General features: G+C 65.7%; 17 protein-coding genes and 1 pseudogene. 2 read left to right on the plus strand and 16 right to left on the minus strand.

Features of this window, described 5'->3' with window-relative positions:
- Positions 1-136: 136 nt before the first annotated feature.
- From ureB to GDJ97_RS06795, 6 genes and pseudogenes are all read right to left on the minus strand, one after another.
- Positions 137-433 (minus strand): annotated as a pseudogene (ureB, locus tag GDJ97_RS09855) (urease subunit beta); the annotation flags it as partial.
- Between the two features lie 8 nt (positions 434-441).
- Positions 442-744, minus strand: a complete 303-nt coding sequence (gene ureA / locus GDJ97_RS06775) for an urease subunit gamma (RefSeq protein ID WP_152070540.1) — start codon at positions 742-744, stop codon at positions 442-444.
- Between the two features lie 59 nt (positions 745-803).
- Positions 804-2051: a hypothetical protein gene (locus GDJ97_RS06780; protein WP_152070541.1), complete on the minus strand. Its 1248-nt coding sequence runs from the start codon at positions 2049-2051 to the stop codon at positions 804-806.
- Positions 2052-2237: 186 nt separating this feature from the next.
- The gene (locus GDJ97_RS06785; protein ID WP_226808888.1) at positions 2238-3311 is read right to left on the minus strand and encodes a D-alanine--D-alanine ligase; all 1074 of its coding nucleotides are present in this window, start codon (positions 3309-3311) and stop codon (positions 2238-2240) included.
- Positions 3312-3492: 181 nt separating this feature from the next.
- Positions 3493-3828 carry a type II toxin-antitoxin system RelE/ParE family toxin gene (locus tag GDJ97_RS06790; RefSeq protein ID WP_152070542.1) on the minus strand — a complete coding sequence of 112 codons (336 nt, stop codon included), beginning with the start codon at positions 3826-3828 and terminating at the stop codon, positions 3493-3495.
- Positions 3825-4106: a type II toxin-antitoxin system Phd/YefM family antitoxin gene (locus tag GDJ97_RS06795; protein ID WP_152070543.1), complete on the minus strand. Its 282-nt coding sequence runs from the start codon at positions 4104-4106 to the stop codon at positions 3825-3827. Before GDJ97_RS06795 ends, GDJ97_RS06790 begins: the two co-directional genes overlap by 4 nt.
- Positions 4107-4292: 186 nt before the next feature.
- Here GDJ97_RS06795 and GDJ97_RS06800 point away from each other — a divergent pair, with 186 nt between their 5' ends.
- On the plus strand, positions 4293-4652 hold the full coding sequence (locus GDJ97_RS06800) for a leucine zipper domain-containing protein (RefSeq protein ID WP_193221347.1): 360 nt from the start codon (positions 4293-4295) through the stop codon (positions 4650-4652).
- A gap of 645 nt (positions 4653-5297) precedes the next feature.
- Here the strand turns inward: GDJ97_RS06800 and GDJ97_RS06805 are convergent.
- The 5 genes from GDJ97_RS06805 to GDJ97_RS06825 all read right to left on the minus strand — a co-directional run bounded on the left by GDJ97_RS06805 (position 5298) and on the right by GDJ97_RS06825 (position 10245).
- Complete coding sequence (locus GDJ97_RS06805; protein WP_152070585.1) at positions 5298-5999, minus strand: ABC transporter ATP-binding protein; 702 nt, start codon at positions 5997-5999, stop codon at positions 5298-5300.
- Positions 6000-6030: 31 nt separating this feature from the next.
- Positions 6031-6900 carry an ABC transporter ATP-binding protein gene (locus GDJ97_RS06810; RefSeq protein ID WP_152070545.1) on the minus strand — a complete coding sequence of 290 codons (870 nt, stop codon included), beginning with the start codon at positions 6898-6900 and terminating at the stop codon, positions 6031-6033.
- The gene (locus GDJ97_RS06815; RefSeq protein ID WP_152070546.1) at positions 6890-7963 is read right to left on the minus strand and encodes a branched-chain amino acid ABC transporter permease; all 1074 of its coding nucleotides are present in this window, start codon (positions 7961-7963) and stop codon (positions 6890-6892) included. Before GDJ97_RS06815 ends, GDJ97_RS06810 begins: the two co-directional genes overlap by 11 nt.
- Positions 7964-7972: 9 nt before the next feature.
- A complete protein-coding gene (locus GDJ97_RS06820; protein ID WP_152070547.1) occupies positions 7973-8854 on the minus strand; it encodes a branched-chain amino acid ABC transporter permease in 882 nt (293 codons plus the stop codon).
- A gap of 206 nt (positions 8855-9060) precedes the next feature.
- Positions 9061-10245, minus strand: a complete 1185-nt coding sequence (locus GDJ97_RS06825; protein WP_226808892.1) for an ABC transporter substrate-binding protein — start codon at positions 10243-10245, stop codon at positions 9061-9063.
- A 408-nt stretch (positions 10246-10653) separates the two neighbouring features.
- Here GDJ97_RS06825 and GDJ97_RS06830 point away from each other — a divergent pair, with 408 nt between their 5' ends.
- Positions 10654-11988: a homoserine dehydrogenase gene (locus GDJ97_RS06830; RefSeq protein ID WP_152070548.1), complete on the plus strand. Its 1335-nt coding sequence runs from the start codon at positions 10654-10656 to the stop codon at positions 11986-11988.
- A gap of 91 nt (positions 11989-12079) precedes the next feature.
- Here the strand turns inward: GDJ97_RS06830 and GDJ97_RS06835 are convergent, their stop codons facing one another.
- From GDJ97_RS06835 to dltA, 5 genes are all read right to left on the minus strand, one after another.
- Positions 12080-13315 (minus strand): D-alanyl-lipoteichoic acid biosynthesis protein DltD, encoded by a 1236-nt coding sequence (locus GDJ97_RS06835; protein WP_193221348.1) that lies wholly within the window; start codon positions 13313-13315, stop codon positions 12080-12082.
- 88 nt (positions 13316-13403) lie between these two features.
- The gene (locus GDJ97_RS09405) at positions 13404-13577 is read right to left on the minus strand and encodes a hypothetical protein (RefSeq protein ID WP_193221349.1); all 174 of its coding nucleotides are present in this window, start codon (positions 13575-13577) and stop codon (positions 13404-13406) included.
- Entirely contained in the window at positions 13574-13819 is a 246-nt protein-coding gene (dltC, locus tag GDJ97_RS06840) for a D-alanine--poly(phosphoribitol) ligase subunit DltC (protein WP_152070550.1), read from the minus strand. The genes GDJ97_RS09405 and dltC overlap by 4 nt, the downstream gene beginning before the upstream one ends.
- Positions 13812-15023, minus strand: coding sequence for a D-alanyl-lipoteichoic acid biosynthesis protein DltB (gene dltB, locus GDJ97_RS06845; RefSeq protein ID WP_152070551.1), 1212 nt, complete (start codon positions 15021-15023; stop codon positions 13812-13814). Before dltB ends, dltC begins: the two co-directional genes overlap by 8 nt.
- A 21-nt stretch (positions 15024-15044) precedes the next feature.
- Positions 15045-16610: a D-alanine--poly(phosphoribitol) ligase subunit DltA gene (gene dltA / locus GDJ97_RS06850; RefSeq protein WP_152070552.1), complete on the minus strand. Its 1566-nt coding sequence runs from the start codon at positions 16608-16610 to the stop codon at positions 15045-15047.
- Between the last annotated feature and the right edge of the window lie 82 nt (positions 16611-16692).

The raw sequence follows: 16692 nt of genomic DNA on the forward strand, positions 1-16692 counted from the left end.
CCAGGTCCGCGCCGTCCACGTCCACGCCCAGGTCCCAGCCGGCGGCGAAGCCCGTAGCCGGGCCCTCGACGTACGCGTCGAACCCGCGGCGCGTTGCCTTGGAGAGCGCGGCGTCCAGGTTGCGCCCGACGGTCTTGCCGCGCGTGAGGTCGTTCAGGCCATAGACGGTCTTGGAGCCGCCCATCTCTACAAGCTGGACCTCCTTGGTCTCACCCGGCTCGAAGCGCACCGAATTGCCGCTCGGCACATCGAGGCGGTACCCGAAGGCCTCGGCGCGGTCGAACTCGAGACAACGGTTGACCTCGAAGAAATGGAAATGGCTGCCCACCTGCACGGGGCGGTCACCCTTGTTGGTGACGGACAGCTTCTTGGTCGGCCGCCCCTCGTTCAGCACGATGGGAGCGTCCGCGCAGATGACTTCACCTGGCTTCATGGGTCCTCCTATTGGATCGGGTCGTGCACGGTCACGAGTTTGGTGCCGTCGGGGAAGGTGGCCTCCACCTGAACCTCGCCGACCATCTCGGCCACGCCGTCCATGACGTCGTCGCGCGTGAGGATCTGACGGCCCAGGCTCATGAGCTCGGCCACGTCGTGCCCGTCGCGGGCGAGTTCGAGCAGCTCGGAGCTAATGAGCGCCACGGACTCCGGGTAGTTGAGCTTGAGGCCGCGGGCCCGACGCTCCTTTGCCAGGTTGCCTGCCAGGTGGAGCAGCAGCTTCTCCTGGTCCTTATCGTTCAAGCGCATGGAGATTCCTTTCTGTTACCGCGGGCGTACCCGCACGGTTCCGATCCTCTGTAAAACGTTTAGAAAAACGGCAGGGCCGCCAAGGCAATGTAGACAAAGCTCGTGGTAGCGGCCATGGAGGCCACGTTCGCCACCGTGGGGTGCACGTCCTCGGGAAGCAGGCTCGCGAAGAACTCGGCGAGCGGCCCGCCCAAGATGCCGCTGAGCACGCCCGCCGCCACGGCCACGGGCACGGTCGCGCCCAGGGCGAGCACGCAGGCAGGGCCGGCGCTCACCACGGGAACGTAGGTGGCGTACCAGCCGCCGTCCTCGAACTTGCCGGCGTAGAGAAAGACGCCCACCGCCGCGGAGACGTACTGCGAGAGCACGATGGCAGGTAGGACGTCGCCCGCTCCGTTGACGTTCATGGACGGGTTCAGCACGGTGCCCAGGATGAGGCCGGCGAACATGACGAGCGAGGCGATCTCGCTCCCGTAGAAGGGGGCCTCGGAGAACTCGGCGAGCACGCGGCGCACGGCCCAGGCTGGGGCGTGCACGTCCTCCACCGGGCTGAGGGTCGGGCGCATGTCCGGGACCTCGACCTTCTTCACCCAGGGCAGGACCTTCAACACCATGAAGACGGTAAGGCCCGTGAGCACCATCGCCGTGACGTTCGCCACCACGCCGGGGAGCCCGAGCGGGGTGAACACGTGCGCGGAGAGCCAGGTGGCCGTGGGTGAGCAGATGAGGGAAGCCAGGACGCTCGAGGTCAGCAGAGCCGGCACGCTCGGACCGTAGAGGAGCATTGTCGCGGGAGGGGCCCCGACGATGGGGATGAACGTGGCCACGAAGGTAACGTCCGGCGCGGCGGAGAAGCCGTCGATGAAGCGCCAGACGAAGATCGTGAGACCGAGCGAGAGCACCTGCGAGGCCAACACCCACGGGAACATCTCGTGCTCGCCGTAACAGACGGAGAAACCGGCGAGCTTGGAGCGCCGGCGAGCGAGCTGCCACGCGATGGCGCCGCCGATGATGGTGCCCGCACCTGCGAAGATGCTCGCGTAGAACTCGGGCTCGGTGAAGTCCATGAGGAACCAGGCAAGCTGCTTTGGCACCGAGGCCGTGATACCGGCGATGAGCTGGTCGTATGCGAGAGAAGGAACGAGTCCGGGCAGGCTCACGAGCACGGAAAGCAGGCCGTAGGCCGCGAACCCGATGGCAAGGTTGATGACGAGGCCCACGGGCGAGCCGCTCAGGCTGCGCGCGCGGGAGGCGGATTGCTCGGTTGGCGTGGCGGCGGGTGCCGCCGATATGGTCGTGGTCGTCATAGGGGCTCCCCATCGGCCGGAATGCGAACAGATGATGGGAAGCATTCTAGGAAGGGGCATCGGATGTCGGGCGCGGGGTGTTCAATCGTTTACCCACGGGCTGCAAAGCTGTAACGAAGGGGAAACGGACGCGGAGCGGCGGAGCCGTAGGCAGGAGCCGCGCCGCTGCGAGCGCCCGAAACCCGCCTATGCCTCCTGTGACAAGCAGGTATCGATCAGATCTGCCAGCACGTCGCCGAGTTCGTGGCCGGCAGCGCGCATCATGGCCGGGAAGCGCGAGTAGTAGGTCATGCCCGGCGTGGAGTTGACCTCGTTGAAGACGACCTCGCCCTCCTCGGTCACGAACAGGTCAACGCGCGCGAAGCCCTCGCAGCCGAGCGCCTCGTAGACGGCGTAGCCGGTCTCGCGCACGCGGGCCATGACATCCTCGGGCAGGTCGGCCGGGCAGCGCAGCTCGGTGTTGGCACCGGGGTCCTTCTCCAGATGGATGCGGAAGAACCCGCCGCCGGAGATGACGATCTCGTCCACCTCGCCCATCTGCATGCCACGCACGGGATCGCCCGTGATGGCGCAGCCAACCTCGATACCGACGATGGCCTCCTCTACGGCGACCTTCTCGTCCAGCTCGAACGCAGCGGCAAGGGCCTCGGCATAGGCGGCAGCATCCTCGGCCTTGGCGACGCCGATCGAGCTTCCGCCGCGCGCGGGCTTGACGAACACAGGGAAGCCGCCGCACGCCTCCACGGCTGCGGCGCACACAACCTCGCTCGCGCCGCGGTGCAGCACGGCGCACATCGGCGAGCGCACGCCCGCCGCCGCGGCCAGGCGATGCGCGGCGTCCTTGTCCATGCACACGGCCGACGACATCACGCCGCAGCCCACGTAGGGAACGCCGCAGCTCTCGAGCGCACCCTGGACCGTACCGTCCTCGCCGCCCTGACCGTGGAGCACCGGGAGCGCCACGTCCACCGCGAGCTCGCGGAACTCCGTGCCGTCCACCAGCTCGAGCAGGCCGCCGCGGCCCTCGCCCGTGCGGCCGGGCACGAGCACCACCGGGTTGACGTCGTGCTCCTCCCAGGCGCCGCTCACCACGTCTGCCACGTCGCCGGTGTAATGGAACCAGGCGCCCGTGCGGTCGATGCCGATGAGGACCGGGGTAAAGCGGTCCGCCGGCAACTGGGCGATGACGTTGTCCGCGGACTTGAGGGAGATATCGTGCTCGGTGGAGATGCCGCCGAAGATGATGGCTACATTCAGCATGGATGTCCTTTCGCCGCATTCGCTGAAGGCTGTAAGGCACCTAGTATAAGTGAGTCATATGGAGACAGGCGACACGGCGAATACCGTCGCGTCTACCCAAGCCGCGAACCACGGGCTCGAAGACGCCAGGTGCCGGATTCGCATTACACACACTATCACTTCATGTGATTGGGCCAACCGGTCACCGCGAGCCGACGAGAGGCGCGGCAACATCTGAACGGGCGTAGAGCACACGGGCAACCGTAACCGTCCGCTCCCGCTCATCCACCCAGTAGAACGCGAGGTAGTTCTCAATGCGAAGCGACCGGAACTCATGGTCGAGGGGCCTGAGCGGAATGTAGACGGGCCTGCGATACGGCATGACGGAAAGACTGCCAATCCCCTCGATCAGCGCATTTGAAAGCCTTTCCGCAACCTCGGGGTTCTTGAGCTCGCCCGCAACATAGTGCACGATGTCTATGAGGTCTCGCCGCGCCGCGGGCAGATAGGCAACGGCGTAGTCGCCCTCGGGGCTCACGTCGCCTCCCGCGCCGCGGCGATGGCCGCGCGCATGTCGACGAGTACCTCGTCCGCTTGGAACCGCTCGTCCGTCAGGGCCGCCTCGCGCTCTGCCGCGGCGAGCTTCTCGTAGACCTCGCTGTCGAACTCAAGCGACATGTAGGCCTCCATGCTCATGACGACCATGTCGCCGGTCCCGTTCTTGGTCAGGAACACGGGCTTGCCAGTCTCGTGCACATCGCGGGAGATCTCCGCGAACTTGTTGCGCAAATCAGACACGGGGCGAATAGGGACCATGGAGCCTCCTCCCTACGCGAGCTATCATGATTATGATAGCTTATCCTAGGTTGGACTCCGCCCCAAATGAACGCAAGTTACCTAGCCGTTGTGTGCCAACAGGTTGTTTACGTCGGAGTAGTGACAAATGGGAAGGGTCCCGCGAAGCTGTGGATTGACGAGGCCCGCAGCGAAGGGGGCTCTCCCATGAACCAGCATCCTAACGCAAGGCTCGCGCCCAGGGGGCGGGAGGGCCTGGTGAAGCGCGTCCGGTCGGGCGAGGCGGTTTCCGAGGTCGCCCGCCAGATGCGCGCGAGCCGCCAGACCGCGAGCAAGTGGCTCGCGAGGGCGAGGGCCGGCGAGCCCGTGTCGGACAGGACCAGCCGGCCGCGCCGCCTCGCCCGCCTCACCCCGCGCGAGGTCGAGGACCGCGTGGCCGGGAGGGCCGAGGCCCTCCCGGCCTTCATCGACCGCTGCAATTGGGACCGCCCGCGCAGCGCGTGCGGGGGCCTCCCGCCCATGCCGCGCATCGCCGGCGTCAACAACCTATTGGCACACAACAGCTAGACGCATGACGGAAAGCGCCGCCTTCCATAAGGAAGGCGGCGCTATGACATCGGGCGACGTGCGCCGTATATGCAACATACCTGCGAGAGGGGGTTAGTCTATCTGAGGACCCCCCCCCGACGGGTTAGACCTCGTCGGAGTCAATGCAACCCCCTCGTGCGCCGCGGCGGGCACACGTGTTCACAAGAATCGTTAAACGATAGCCTAACCCAGCTTTCCCTTGGTTCATTGCACAACAGGTCACGAGCCGCTAAATGGCAAACCCGGCGCCATACCCCTTCGCTCGCTACGACAACTTGACCTAACGTCAGCGCACCGGCGCGGGACCGCATACCTTACCGTAGCAGCCGCGGGATGCGGCAGGAGATTCTGGCCTACTTTCTTGATGATCTTGTCATATTGGATCCTCAACGACCCATCGAGCCCGCAAACACCCCACTTGGCAAGCAGCCAACTTATGCACGCGCTTTTCGACGTCCCAGGGCCTCATATATGGGCTGAAACGTCGAAAAGCCCTCGCAAGCACGTCGGCAGCGCTTTTGATGTCGAAATCGGCGCGAAAAAAGGCGCAGCGCCTAACCGGGGTCGCCGCGCCTTGCATCACGCGTTCGGAATTGCGGAAAAGTCAACCGCCAGCCGCGCGCATCAGCCGCCGAGGTACGCCTTGCGCACGTCGTCGTTGTGCAGCAGCTCCTGGCCGGTGCCCGTCATGGTGATCTTGCCGGTCTCCATCACGTAGCCGCGCGTGGCGATCGACAGCGCCATCTGCGCGTTCTGCTCCACCAGCAGCACGGTCGTGCCAGCACGGTGCAGCTCCTCGATGATCGAGAAGATCTGCTCGATGAGGATCGGCGCCAGTCCCATGGAGGGCTCATCGAGCATGAGCAGCTTCGGGCGACTCATAAGCGCGCGGCCCATGGCGAGCATCTGCTGCTCGCCGCCGGAAAGCGTGCCGGCCACCTGGCGGCGGCGCTCCTTCAGGCGTGGGAAGCGCTCGTAGACGTCCTCGAGGCCCGGAGCGATGCTGCTCTTGGGCTGCGTGTAGGCACCCATCTCGAGGTTCTCCTCAACGGACATCTCGAGGAACACGCGACGCCCCTCGGGAACCTGTGCCAGGCCCTCTCCCACCAGCTTGTCGGCGGGCGTGTGCATGATGTCCTTGCCCCGGAACTTGATCGAGCCGGTCTTGGAGCGCAGCAGACCCGAGATGGTCTTTAGCGTGGTGGACTTGCCCGCGCCGTTCGCGCCGATCAGGGCCACGATCTCGCCCTCGTTCACCTCGAAGGAGATGTTCTTGATGGCGTGGATCGCGCCGTACCACACGTTGATGTTGTAAACGGAAAGCATCGGCTCCGCACCGGTGTTCTTGCTCGCCATCCTACGCCTCAGCCCCCTTCTCAGCGTTCTGCTTACCCAGATAGGCCTCGATAACGGCCTCGTTGGACTGGATCTCCTCGGCCGTGCCCTTGGCGATGACCTTGCCGAAGTTCAGCACGCAGATGCCCTCGCAGATGCTCATGACCAGGCTCATATCGTGCTCGATGAGCAGCACGGCGATCTGGAACTCGTCGCGGATCTTGACGATGTTCTCCATGAGCTCGGCGGTCTCGGAGGGATTCATGCCGGCCGCGGGCTCGTCGAGCAACAGCAGCTTGGGATTGGTGCCAAGCGCGCGCAGGATCTCCAAGCGACGCTGCGCACCGTAGGGCAACGAACCGGCGGGCTCGTTGGCGAGCTTCTCCATGTCGAAGATGGAGAGCAGCTCGTGGGCGCGCTCGTCGAACTCGCGCTCGCGCTTCCAGTAGCTCGGCAGGCGCAGCACGCCCTCGAGCGTGGAGTAGCGCTCCTGGTTGTGGAGGCCCACCTTGACGTTGTCGATGACCGACATGGTGTCGAACAGGCGGATATTCTGGAAGGTACGCGCCACGCCCATGCGGTTGACCTGGGAGACGCTCTTGCCACTCGTGTCCTGGCCATGCACCAGGATGGTGCCGTGCGTGGGCTGGTACACCTTGGTCAGCAGGTTGAAGACCGTGGTCTTGCCGGCGCCGTTGGGGCCGATGAGACCGGCGATCTCGGTGCCGCCGATGGTGAGGTTGAAGTCGTCCACGGCCTTCAGGCCGCCGAACTCGATACCCAGGTGGATGCACTCGAGCGCCGGGGTATGGTCCACATCGCGCTCGGGCACGATGGCACGGCTGGGAACCGGCACCATCTTGGCCTTCTTGAAGTCGAACTTATTCGCCATCAGCCGCCGCCTCCTTCCTAAAGCGCGGATTCAGCCGCTGGATCAGAGCCTTCAGCTGCGGGTTGTTGGTGAAGAGCATCACCAGGATCAGCACGATGGCGTACACGAGCATGCGGTAGTCCGAGAACTGGCGCAGCGCCTCGGGCAGGATGGTCAGCAGCGCCGCGGCGATGATGGAGCCGCGCATGTTGCCGAGGCCGCCGAGCACCACGAACACCAGCACGAGGATCGAGGTGTTGAAGTCGAACTGCGAGGCGGACATCTGCGAGAAGTTGTTGCCGTAGAGGGCACCGGCGGCGCCGGCGATGGCCGCGGAGACCACGAAGGCGATCATGCGGTACTTGGTGGTGGAAAGCCCCACGCTCTCGGCGGCGATCTTGTTGTCGCGCACGGCCATGATGGCGCGACCCGTACGGCTGCGCACCAGGTTGAGCACGATGACGAGCGCGATCATGATGAGGACGAAGCCCGCGGCGAAGGTGGAGATGGTCGTGGTGCCAGAGGCGCCCTGTGCGCCCTTGATGATCGCCACGCCGCCCTCGGCCAGGTTCAGGTCGTTGATGGTCTTGGTGCCGGCCATGTCGAAGATGACGTGCAGGCCGTGCGAGTCGGCGCCCACGATCAGGCAGTTCACCAGATCCTTGATGATCTCGCCAAAGGCGAGGGAAACGATGGCGAGGTAGTCGCCGCGCAGGCGGAGCACCGGCAGACCGATGAGGAAGCCGGCGAGCGCCGCGAAGACGGCGCCCACGATCATAGCGAGTACCAGGCGCACCACCGGACTGGGGATCGCGGAGGCCAGGCTCATGGCCGTAACGATGCCCGTAAAGGAGCCCACGCTCATGAAGCCGGCATGGCCGAGCGACAGGTCGCCGGCAACGCCCACCACGAGGTTCAGCGAGATCGCCATCACGATGTAGCAGGTGACGGGCACGAGCTGGCCGCGCAGCGAATACGGGATGACGTGCGTGTTCACGAGCAGCTGCACGATAACGAAGGCAACGATAACGCCGGCGTACGTGATGAAGTCGCGACGCGTCACCTTATCTTTGAGAAAACCCATGATCGACACCTACACCTTCTCCGGCACGTACTTGCCCAAGAGGCCGGCGGGCTTGATGAGGAGCACGACGATGAGCACGGCGAACACGATGGAGTTCGCGAGGTTGCTGGAAATGTACGCCTTGGCCATCGCCTCGATGATGCCCAGCAGAATGCCGCCCACGAAGGCGCCCGGGATGGAGCCGATGCCGCCGAAGACGGCCGCGGTGAACGCCTTGATGCCGGGCATGGCGCCCGTGGTGGGCTTCAGCACCGGTGAGTAGGAGCAGAGCAGCACGCCGGCGATGGCGGCGAGCCCGGAACCGATGGCGAAGGTCATGGAGATCGTCTTGTTGACGTTCACGCCCATGAGCTGCGCCGCGGCCTTGTCCTCGGAGCAGGCGCGCATGGCCTTGCCCATCTTGGTGTTCGCCGTGAACCACATGAGGCCGACCATGATGATGAGGCACGCGATGACCGTCACGATGGAGACGGCCGAGACCTTGTACTGCGCCAAGAAGCCGGGCACCGGGAAGGTCACGAGCGACGTGAAGTTCTTGGGTGTGGCTCCCCAGATGAGCTGGGCGGCGTTCTGCAGGAAGTACGAGACGCCGATGGCCGTGATGAGAACGGCGAGCGGGCCGGCATCGCGGAGCGGGCGGTACGCGAGCCCCTCGATCACCACGCCGAGCACCGTGCAGACGATCACCGAGAGCACGACGGACGCCCAGCCGGGCATACCGAGGTAGGACGTGGCGCAGAACGAGATGTACGCGCCCACCATGATGACGTCGCCGTGGGCGAAGTTCAGCATCTTGGCGATGCCGTACACCATGGTGTAGCCAAGCGCGATGATGGCGTACACGCTTCCCAGGCTGATACCGTTGAACAGGAACTGGATGAAGGCGTTCATGCAGTGCACCTCACTTTCTTCTCTTGGATTGACATTTCCCTACGTAATCTAGCCAATGGAGTCGCGGTTGCCGCCTGTGCGCGAAGACGATTCACGAAGATGAAACGTCGCACCCCCGGAACCGCGCACGGCCCAAACAGCAAGCAGGGACGAAGCGCGAAGCCCCGTCCCTGGATGTTGCGAACCCTTACGAAAACTCGATCACCTTAGACGGCAACGTACTTGCCACCCTGGATCTCGAAGACCTTGGCCTCCTTGGAAACCTCGCCATCGGAGGTCCAGGTCAGGCTACCGGTCAGGCCATCGACCGTGATCTCGGTGAAGGCCTTGACGAGCTGGTCGCAGGCATCCTCGGCAGCGGTGTCGAGCGAGAGACCGGCCTTCTTGCAGGCCTCGGCAACGGCGTGCACGCAGTCGTAGGCTGTGGCGGCGAACTGGTCCGGCGTGTCACCGTACTTGTCCTTGTAAGCCTTAACGAACTCGGCGTTGGCCGGATCGTCAGCGGAGAAGGCGGTGGTCATGAGCACGCCCTCGGCGAGCGAGGTGTCGAAGCCCTTGATGGAGAGCAGGCCGTCCATGCCGTCGCAGCCCATCATGGTGAACTTGTAGCCCATGTCGCTGGCCTGCTTCAGAATGACGGAAGCCGGAGTGTAGTAGAGCGGGCAGAAGACGAGGTCGGCGCCGGCGTCCTGCGCCTGGCCGAGCTGCACCTTGAAGTCGGTCGCGGTATCGGTCTTGAAGGCAAGATCCGGCTTGACGAGGTTCAGCTTGTCGGCCTTGGCCTCCTCGGTAAAGGCCGTGCAGATGCCCTGGGAGTAGGCGTCATCGGACTGGTAGATGATGGCGATCTTCGCGTCGGGCTTGTTCTTGGCGAGCCACTTGGCGGCGTTCTTGCCCTGGTTCGGGTCGGTGAAGCAGCCACGGAAGACGCAGTCCTTGTCGGCGGTGACGTCGGCGGCGGTTGCCACGGGGGCGATCATGAAGACGCGGTCGCTCTGGCACTTCTCGGCCACGGACACGGAGGTACCGGTCAGCGTCGGACCGACGAGGGCCTGCATGCCCCAGTCGCGCAGGGTGCCGTAGGCGTTCACCGCGGTCTCGGGCTTGCCCTGGGAGTCCTCCTTCTTCACCGTGAGCGGGAAGTCCTTGGTGGAGAAGTCCTCGGCGCCCATCTCGACGCCGTTGGTGACGGACACACCGTAGGTCGCGGTATCACCGGTCAGCGGGCCGATGGTGCCCAGCTTGAACGCAGCGCCGTCGGAAGAAGCGGCGGAACCGCCATCGGAAGACCCCCCGTTGGAGCAACCGGCTAGAATACCAGCAGCCCCCAGCCCAGCTACGCCCGCGATGAGGCTCCTGCGATTCATGGCAGGGTTCATGTTGATAGACATGCGGCTCTCCTTTCGAGTACGCACCAGGCCTCCTTGCGCCCGGCTTGAATACGGCGCATCCGAAGTGCGGGGCAGCGTGCGCGAACATGCTGTTTCATGCGTTGAGCTGCATCCCCCGACGCGATTCGAATGTTGGCAAAAGGGTACTCGCATTCCCTACAAAATGCGAGGGTTTTTCGGCCAATTGGCACCATTTTCCATGCAAACGCTTTGCCTTGGCAAAGCGCTACGCTTGTTCTCGCAGTTAGATGCCTATAACAAAAGAGCTCTCGGAGCGCATTTCGTGTTGCGAAATTGTTACGTCGGGCAGGCACGCTTCGATATGGCTCCGGTACAATGAGTCGACCATATACACGCATGCTCTCGCCCATGGCGCCATGGGCGTCGGCGCAGGGAAAGGTTGGCCCTATGCAAGCGGCGAAGCGTTCGATCGGCATCGGCATCATCGGCCTCGGCACGGTAGGTGGCGGCGTGGCCCAGCTCCTCCTCACCCACCGCGCAGACTATGTATCCGCCTACGGCATCGATATCGACGTCCGTCGCGGCTGCGCGCTCGATATCGGGATGGCGCGGGCCGCAGGGCTGCCCGACGACCGCTTCACCCCCGACTGGCACGACGTAGTGACCGACCCCACGGTGGACATCGTGGTCGAGCTCATCGGCGGCGAGCATCCCGCCACTGAGATCTACGAGGCCGCCTTCGCCGCCGGCAAGCACGTGGTCACCGCCAACAAGGCGCTGCTCGGGCGCCATGTGGAACGCCTGGCCAAGCTGGCCCACGATGCCGGCGTGCAGATCAAGTGCGAGGCCGCGGCCGCCGGCGGCATCCCCGTGGTGAACGCGCTCGAGCACACGCTCGTGGGCAACAAGATCCTCACCATCGCCGGCATCTTGAACGGCACCACCAACTACATCCTCAGCCGCATGGCCTCTGAGGGCGCCGACTACGCCGACGTGCTCGCCGATGCCCAGCGCTTGGGCTACGCCGAGGCCGACCCCTCGGCCGACGTGGACGGCTTCGACGCTGCCAGCAAGACGGCCATCATGGCGAGCATCGGCTTCCATACGCGCGTCACCACCGACGAGGTGTACCAGCAGGGCATCCGCCAGGTCTCGGCCGAGGACATCGCCGTGGCCGCCGACATGGGCTACACCATCAAGCTGCTCGGCATCGCCCGCATGACCGCCGCCGGCGTTGAGGCGCGCGTGCACCCCACCATGATCCCCAACGGCCACCAGCTCGCCGCCGTCTCCGGCGCCATGAACGCCGTGTACGTGGTGGGCGACGCCGTGGGCGAGACCATGTTCTACGGCGCGGGAGCCGGCCGCTTCCCCACCGCCTCCGCCGTGGTGGGAGACATCTTCTCGCTGGCTGAGCCCATGTCCCGCGGCGAGGACCCGCTGCCCGAGATCGAACCCTTCGGCGCCGTGGTGCCCGTGCTGCCCATCGAGGAGCTTTCCAACCGCTTCTACGTGCGTCTGCGCATCCTCGACCGCGTGGGGGCGCTCGCGCCCGTGGTGGACGCCTTTGCCCAGGCCGGCATCTCCATCTCGCAGATCAACCAGCTCGAGGTGGGCGAGGACGGCGCCTGCTCCGTGGTGTTCATCACCCACGAGGCGCGCGAGGCCGACATGACCGCCGCCTGCCAGGAGCTCGAGAAGCTCGACGCGGTGCGTTCCGTGGCAAACGTGATCCGCATCGAGGACACCTCCAAGTGGCTCGAGGGGGCCATGGAGAACTAGCGGACCGGCAGGGCCGCTCGGGGTGCCACACCGTGACGGCGTGGCACCCCTCCACTCATATGCGTGCCGTTCGGGCACCCGCCGGTCGCTGCTAGACCTGCGGGTGCCCGTTCTTGAAGAAGGTGTAGAGGGCCCGGCTGTAGCGTGCGGCCCCCTCCGCAGAGGGGTGCGAGTAGTCGAAGAAGAACGTGGGGTCGTACTCGCGGCCGGAGAAATCGGCCACCTCGACCCCGTGCTCGGCGCAGGTGCTCCTGATGAGCTCGTAGTAGGAGCTCCGCACCTCGCGCGTGTAGATGGTCTGGTCGTAGGCGATCCCCTTCGCCGGCTGGAGCACCACCAACGGGTCCACGCCCGCCTCTTGGCACACCTGGAGCGCCATTTTGAACTCCTCGAGCTCCCGCTTGCTAAAGTACGCCCCGCTCGCGGGAACGCTCCACTGCTCCTGCGCGCCTTGAATCCAGCGCGCGTACTTGGCGCGGTACCATGCATCGTCGTACCCGTCCGCGTTTCCCGCGGAACGCTCGGCGGCAAGCTTGTTCGCCCTCGCGAGGATGGCGTCCCAATCGGGCGACCCGTCGGCAAGGAGCGGATGGTCCGCATCCCCGCGCACGAGCTCGGGGGGCTGCTCGTCGGCGAGCTTCGCCTTGCCGATGAGCTTCAGGTCCACCCGCAGGCCATCGGTGTAGGCCTTGGCCGCATCGTCCACGTTCGAGACGAGCGCGCCCAAGGGCGAGCCGCCGCCCCGGCAATCAACACCGTATACCGCCATGCGCTTGGTGACGCGGCGCTTGAGCTCGTCCGAGAACTCATGGCTATCGGAGAAGGCCCGGTAGGCCCCCTCCGAGAAGAGGGCGGGAAGGCTCTTCCGCGGGTCGCGGTAGCACATAAACCACTGCATGCTCACGAAGAACGCGATGCGGCGAACGCCCAGCGTGGTGGCGAGCGCGCCCATCTCCACCGCATGCCAGATGGAGGTGGCGCCCGCCCGGCCGACCATCATGGTATCCACGTCATACGCGCCACCCGAGAGCAGGCGCGCCGGATGCGGCCACCCGCCATGGCGGGGATTCAGCTCGGACGAGCCGAACACCAGATAGGGATGCTCACCTTTCGCCTTGCGCGCAGAGAAGGCGTCGCGCATGAAGGCGAAGTTCGAGAGCTGGCCGGCCGAAGGGTAGGCAACCGAGGCCGAGACGCCGGAGGCCACCTCCTGCCGCAGATGCCACGAGCCGAGCGAGCCCGCGGCGACCGTTCCCGCCAGCGCCGCGCACACGGAGATGAACCGCCGGCGCGAAAGCGGCTCCCCCGTATTCTCCTGACGCTCCATGCGCCCCTCCCTCCCCATCTTCGAACGCGTTCGACCGCTGCATGGCCCAGCCCGATGCCGGCCGCGCGTGAGACCTGCCCCGCCCGGGCTAGAACTCGGCGTAAAGCGGTGCCGCCGGTGCCCCGTAGGGAGACCAGGCGAAGAACCACACCAACACGCCCGCCAGCGCGATCACGACAACCGCCCAGGCAAGGGCAGCCGAGCGGCTATCCCCAAAGAACCAGGCGCGGAGAGCCTCGCGCCATCCCGCGCGCTTGCTCACAGCCGCTTGCCGATCTGCTCGATGATCTTGTTGACGGTGTTCATTTCCTCGCGCTTCACCGCGGTGGGCGCGATCTCCACGCCAAAACGGTCCTCGATGGCAACGAGCAGCTCGATGGCCGCCATGCTGTCGAGCAGGCCCGCGTCGAAGAGGTCAACGTCGCGTTCCTCGCGCACCGCGTCGTCGTCGCAGATATCCGCGAGCAAGTCGAGTACGCTCGCTTCGAGCTCCTGCTTATCCATAGATCATTCTCCTTACCGCTTCGCCAGCCTGCCCGGAGAACAGGCTGAAGCCGATTATGACCAGATTCATCGTGACGAACCACGAGAGAACCTTGTACCAGCGCTTTCCCTTGTTTCGCTTGTAGAAGGGGCAGCGCTTCTGATACGCCTCGGTAGCCGCAAGCAGCACGCCGTGGTACAGGCCGTAGAGCAGGTAGTCCGGCGTGAGGCCGTGCCACATGCCCATGAGAAACATGTTGACCACGTAGCCGCAGCACGCCGTGGTCAGGCGCTTCTTGAACACGTGGCGCCGCGTGAGACCGCGCACGAAGCGCATGAACACGAAGTCGCGCAGCCACGTGGAGAGCGTGATGTGCCAGCGGTTCCAGAAGTCCTTGAGGTCCAGGGCGCGCCAAGGTGCGTTAAAGTTCGTCGGGCACTGGATGCCAAAGAGGTAGCACGCACCGGCCGCCATGAGCGAGTAGCCCGCAAAGTCCAGGTAGAGGTAGACGGCGTATCCGTACGCGCGAACCAGGGAGCCCACGCCCCAGGGAAGGCCGAGGGCCAGGATGTTGGGCATGGCGAGGGCGCCGTTCACCGCCCAGGGATCGGTGAACCCATGCACCATGGTGGCGAGCGCGAGCTGCATCACGGCACCGGCAAGCAGCATGAGCACGCCACGCGTCGCCAGGTCCCGATACGCAGCGGGCGCGAGGGCCGTGTTCGCATCTTCCAGAAAGCGCCGCGACCGATCGATCGGGCCCGAGGTGATCGTAGCGAAGAAGGTCAGGAAGTAGAGGTAGTCCGCGAGCGGCAGGTCCTCGATCAGGCCGTCGCGAATCTCCACGACCACCTGGACCGCTCGGAAGGTGAGATAGCTGATGCCGATGAACCCCAGAAAACCGGGGGCATCCACGGCGGCGCTCACCTTGTACACCACGAGCGGAACCAGCGTGGCAGCAAGCGAGATGCGGTACACCGCCATGCTCCGGCGTCCGCTCTTCCAGCTGGAAAGCATGGCGTACGCGCTCGCCGTCGCCAAGGCCACAAAGAGCAGGAACGCCACGAGCGCGCGGCGGGAATCGGCGAACAGGAAGGCGAGCATGGCAACGGATGCCACCATGCCCCACGGCTTGATGCGCCGTCCGGACGCGCCGAGCGCCACAGCGGGGACCGCGACGATGGCGAGCGCGATGAAAAACGATGCGGACGTGTAGAAACCCATACGACTACCAGCTCAGATACGCTAGAGCGCCTTCAGCGCGCGACGGTCAACCTTGCCGTTGCCGGTGCGCGGCAGGGCATTCAGAAAGGCGATCTTCTTGGGCACCATGTAGTGCGGGAGCACGGGTTTCAGCTGCTCCTTCAGGGCGAGGCCGAGCCGGAAGTCCGACTCCCCCTCCGCGCGCGGGCCGCTATACACCACATGCGCCACCAGATGGCTCACCTTGCCGTCGCGCTCGCGCGTGGTCACCGCGGCGGCGTCCACGCCGGGCAGGCGGCGGAGCTGCTCCTCGATCTCGCCCAGCTCGATGCGGAAGCCGTTGAGCTTGACTTGCAGATCGAGCCGGCCGTGGTAGTGGAGCGTGCCGGACTCGTCGAGCCAGCCCTCGTCCCCCGTGCGATAGGAGCGCGCCGGCGAGACGGCACCGGGCACGGCGGAAGACGCGGTGCCGAACGCCGCCCGGGTCAGGTCGTCGCGCCCGTAGTAGCCGTGCGCCACCGTATCGCCCTCGATCACGACCTCACCGGGACGGCCGGCCTCCGCGTCGCTCCCTGCGGCGTCCACGATGCGCAGACGCGTGCCGGGGCGAGGAGACCCCACCGGCAGCGGTTCCGGCGCGGCGGCGAGCTGCGGGGTGATCTCCACGGCGGTCACGGCCACGGTGGACTCCGTGGGACCGTAGGTATTCAGCACGCGGGCGCGCGGGAAGCGCTCGAGCAGGTGTGCCGCCGTGCTGTTGGCGAGCGTCTCGCCGCAGAAGAGGAAGAGCCTGAGATTCGGCATCATCTCCTGCGAGAACCCCGCGTTCACCAGGCAGAGGTCGGCGAAGGAGGGCGTGGAGACCCACACCGCGGCGCCACTTTCCGCAAGGGAGGCGAGCAGCGCCTCCATGTCCTGCTGGGTGTCGTGCTCCAGGCTGAACAGGGTGCCGCTCGTGGCGAGCGCGCCCGCCAGCTCGAAAACGGAGAGGTCGAAGGAGAACGGCGCCTGGTCGATCCAGACCGCGCCAAGGGTCGCCACGGGGCCCGCGAGCTCAACGTCCCAGCCGCAGAAGTTATCGAAGCAGTTCGCGGTGACCTCCACGCCCTTGGGGGCACCCGTGGAGCCGGAGGTGAAGAGGATGTAGCAGAGGTCCTCGCCCGCGATCTGCCAGGCAGGATTCGGGGCGTCCGCCGGGCGCTCCGCAACCGCACGGATATCGGCGGCGGAGAGCACACCTTCCGGGCTCACCGCCACGGCGGCGGGCAGTGACTCGGCGGCGAGGACGATCGGCTCGCCCAGCTGCCGTGCAATGGAGGCAGCGCGCTCATCGGGCACCGAATGGGCGTCGACGGGCACATATGGATGGCCGGACCGCATGCAGGCAAGCATCCCCACCAGCATGAGCGGGGACTTGTGGCCGTAAACCAGCACGGGAGCGTGACCCCCGTCCGTGCGGGACGCGTTGCGGCGGACGAGCTCCTGCGCCAGCGCACCGCTCGCGTGCCAGAGCTCGCCGTAGGTGAGTTGCGACCCCGTGGACGTCCGCTGCGCCACCGCTTCCGGGAACTCGCACGCCCGGCGCTCGATCATCTCCAAGAACCGCATGGCCCCTCCCGCCTCTCGTTGAAAAACAACTGCGGCATTCTAGCATTCTACGCACTGGAGCGGTACTGGGGATGAACGCGCA

This window comes from Collinsella sp. AK_207A, from assembly GCF_902501965.1.
Lineage (GTDB): Bacteria > Actinomycetota > Coriobacteriia > Coriobacteriales > Coriobacteriaceae > Collinsella.

What these genes read in the sequence shown, in the direction of transcription:
- ureA (WP_152070540.1), bottom strand. Translation starts at nt 744, where the DNA reads ATGCGCTTGAACGATAAGGACCAGGAGAAGCTGCTGCTCCACCTGGCA.
- GDJ97_RS06780 (WP_152070541.1), bottom strand. Translation starts at nt 2,051, where the DNA reads ATGACGACCACGACCATATCGGCGGCACCCGCCGCCACGCCAACCGAG.
- GDJ97_RS06785 (WP_226808888.1), bottom strand. Translation starts at nt 3,311, where the DNA reads ATGCTGAATGTAGCCATCATCTTCGGCGGCATCTCCACCGAGCACGAT.
- GDJ97_RS06795 (WP_152070543.1), bottom strand. Translation starts at nt 4,106, where the DNA reads ATGGTCCCTATTCGCCCCGTGTCTGATTTGCGCAACAAGTTCGCGGAG.
- GDJ97_RS06800 (WP_193221347.1), top strand. Translation starts at nt 4,293, where the DNA reads ATGAACCAGCATCCTAACGCAAGGCTCGCGCCCAGGGGGCGGGAGGGC.
- GDJ97_RS06805 (WP_152070585.1), bottom strand. Translation starts at nt 5,999, where the DNA reads ATGCTTTCCGTTTACAACATCAACGTGTGGTACGGCGCGATCCACGCC.
- GDJ97_RS06810 (WP_152070545.1), bottom strand. Translation starts at nt 6,900, where the DNA reads ATGGCGAATAAGTTCGACTTCAAGAAGGCCAAGATGGTGCCGGTTCCC.
- GDJ97_RS06815 (WP_152070546.1), bottom strand. Translation starts at nt 7,963, where the DNA reads ATGGGTTTTCTCAAAGATAAGGTGACGCGTCGCGACTTCATCACGTAC.
- GDJ97_RS06820 (WP_152070547.1), bottom strand. Translation starts at nt 8,854, where the DNA reads ATGAACGCCTTCATCCAGTTCCTGTTCAACGGTATCAGCCTGGGAAGC.
- GDJ97_RS06825 (WP_226808892.1), bottom strand. Translation starts at nt 10,245, where the DNA reads ATGTCTATCAACATGAACCCTGCCATGAATCGCAGGAGCCTCATCGCG.
- GDJ97_RS06830 (WP_152070548.1), top strand. Translation starts at nt 10,654, where the DNA reads ATGCAAGCGGCGAAGCGTTCGATCGGCATCGGCATCATCGGCCTCGGC.
- GDJ97_RS06835 (WP_193221348.1), bottom strand. Translation starts at nt 13,315, where the DNA reads ATGGAGCGTCAGGAGAATACGGGGGAGCCGCTTTCGCGCCGGCGGTTC.
- dltC (WP_152070550.1), bottom strand. Translation starts at nt 13,819, where the DNA reads ATGGATAAGCAGGAGCTCGAAGCGAGCGTACTCGACTTGCTCGCGGAT.
- dltB (WP_152070551.1), bottom strand. Translation starts at nt 15,023, where the DNA reads ATGGGTTTCTACACGTCCGCATCGTTTTTCATCGCGCTCGCCATCGTC.
- dltA (WP_152070552.1), bottom strand. Translation starts at nt 16,610, where the DNA reads ATGCGGTTCTTGGAGATGATCGAGCGCCGGGCGTGCGAGTTCCCGGAA.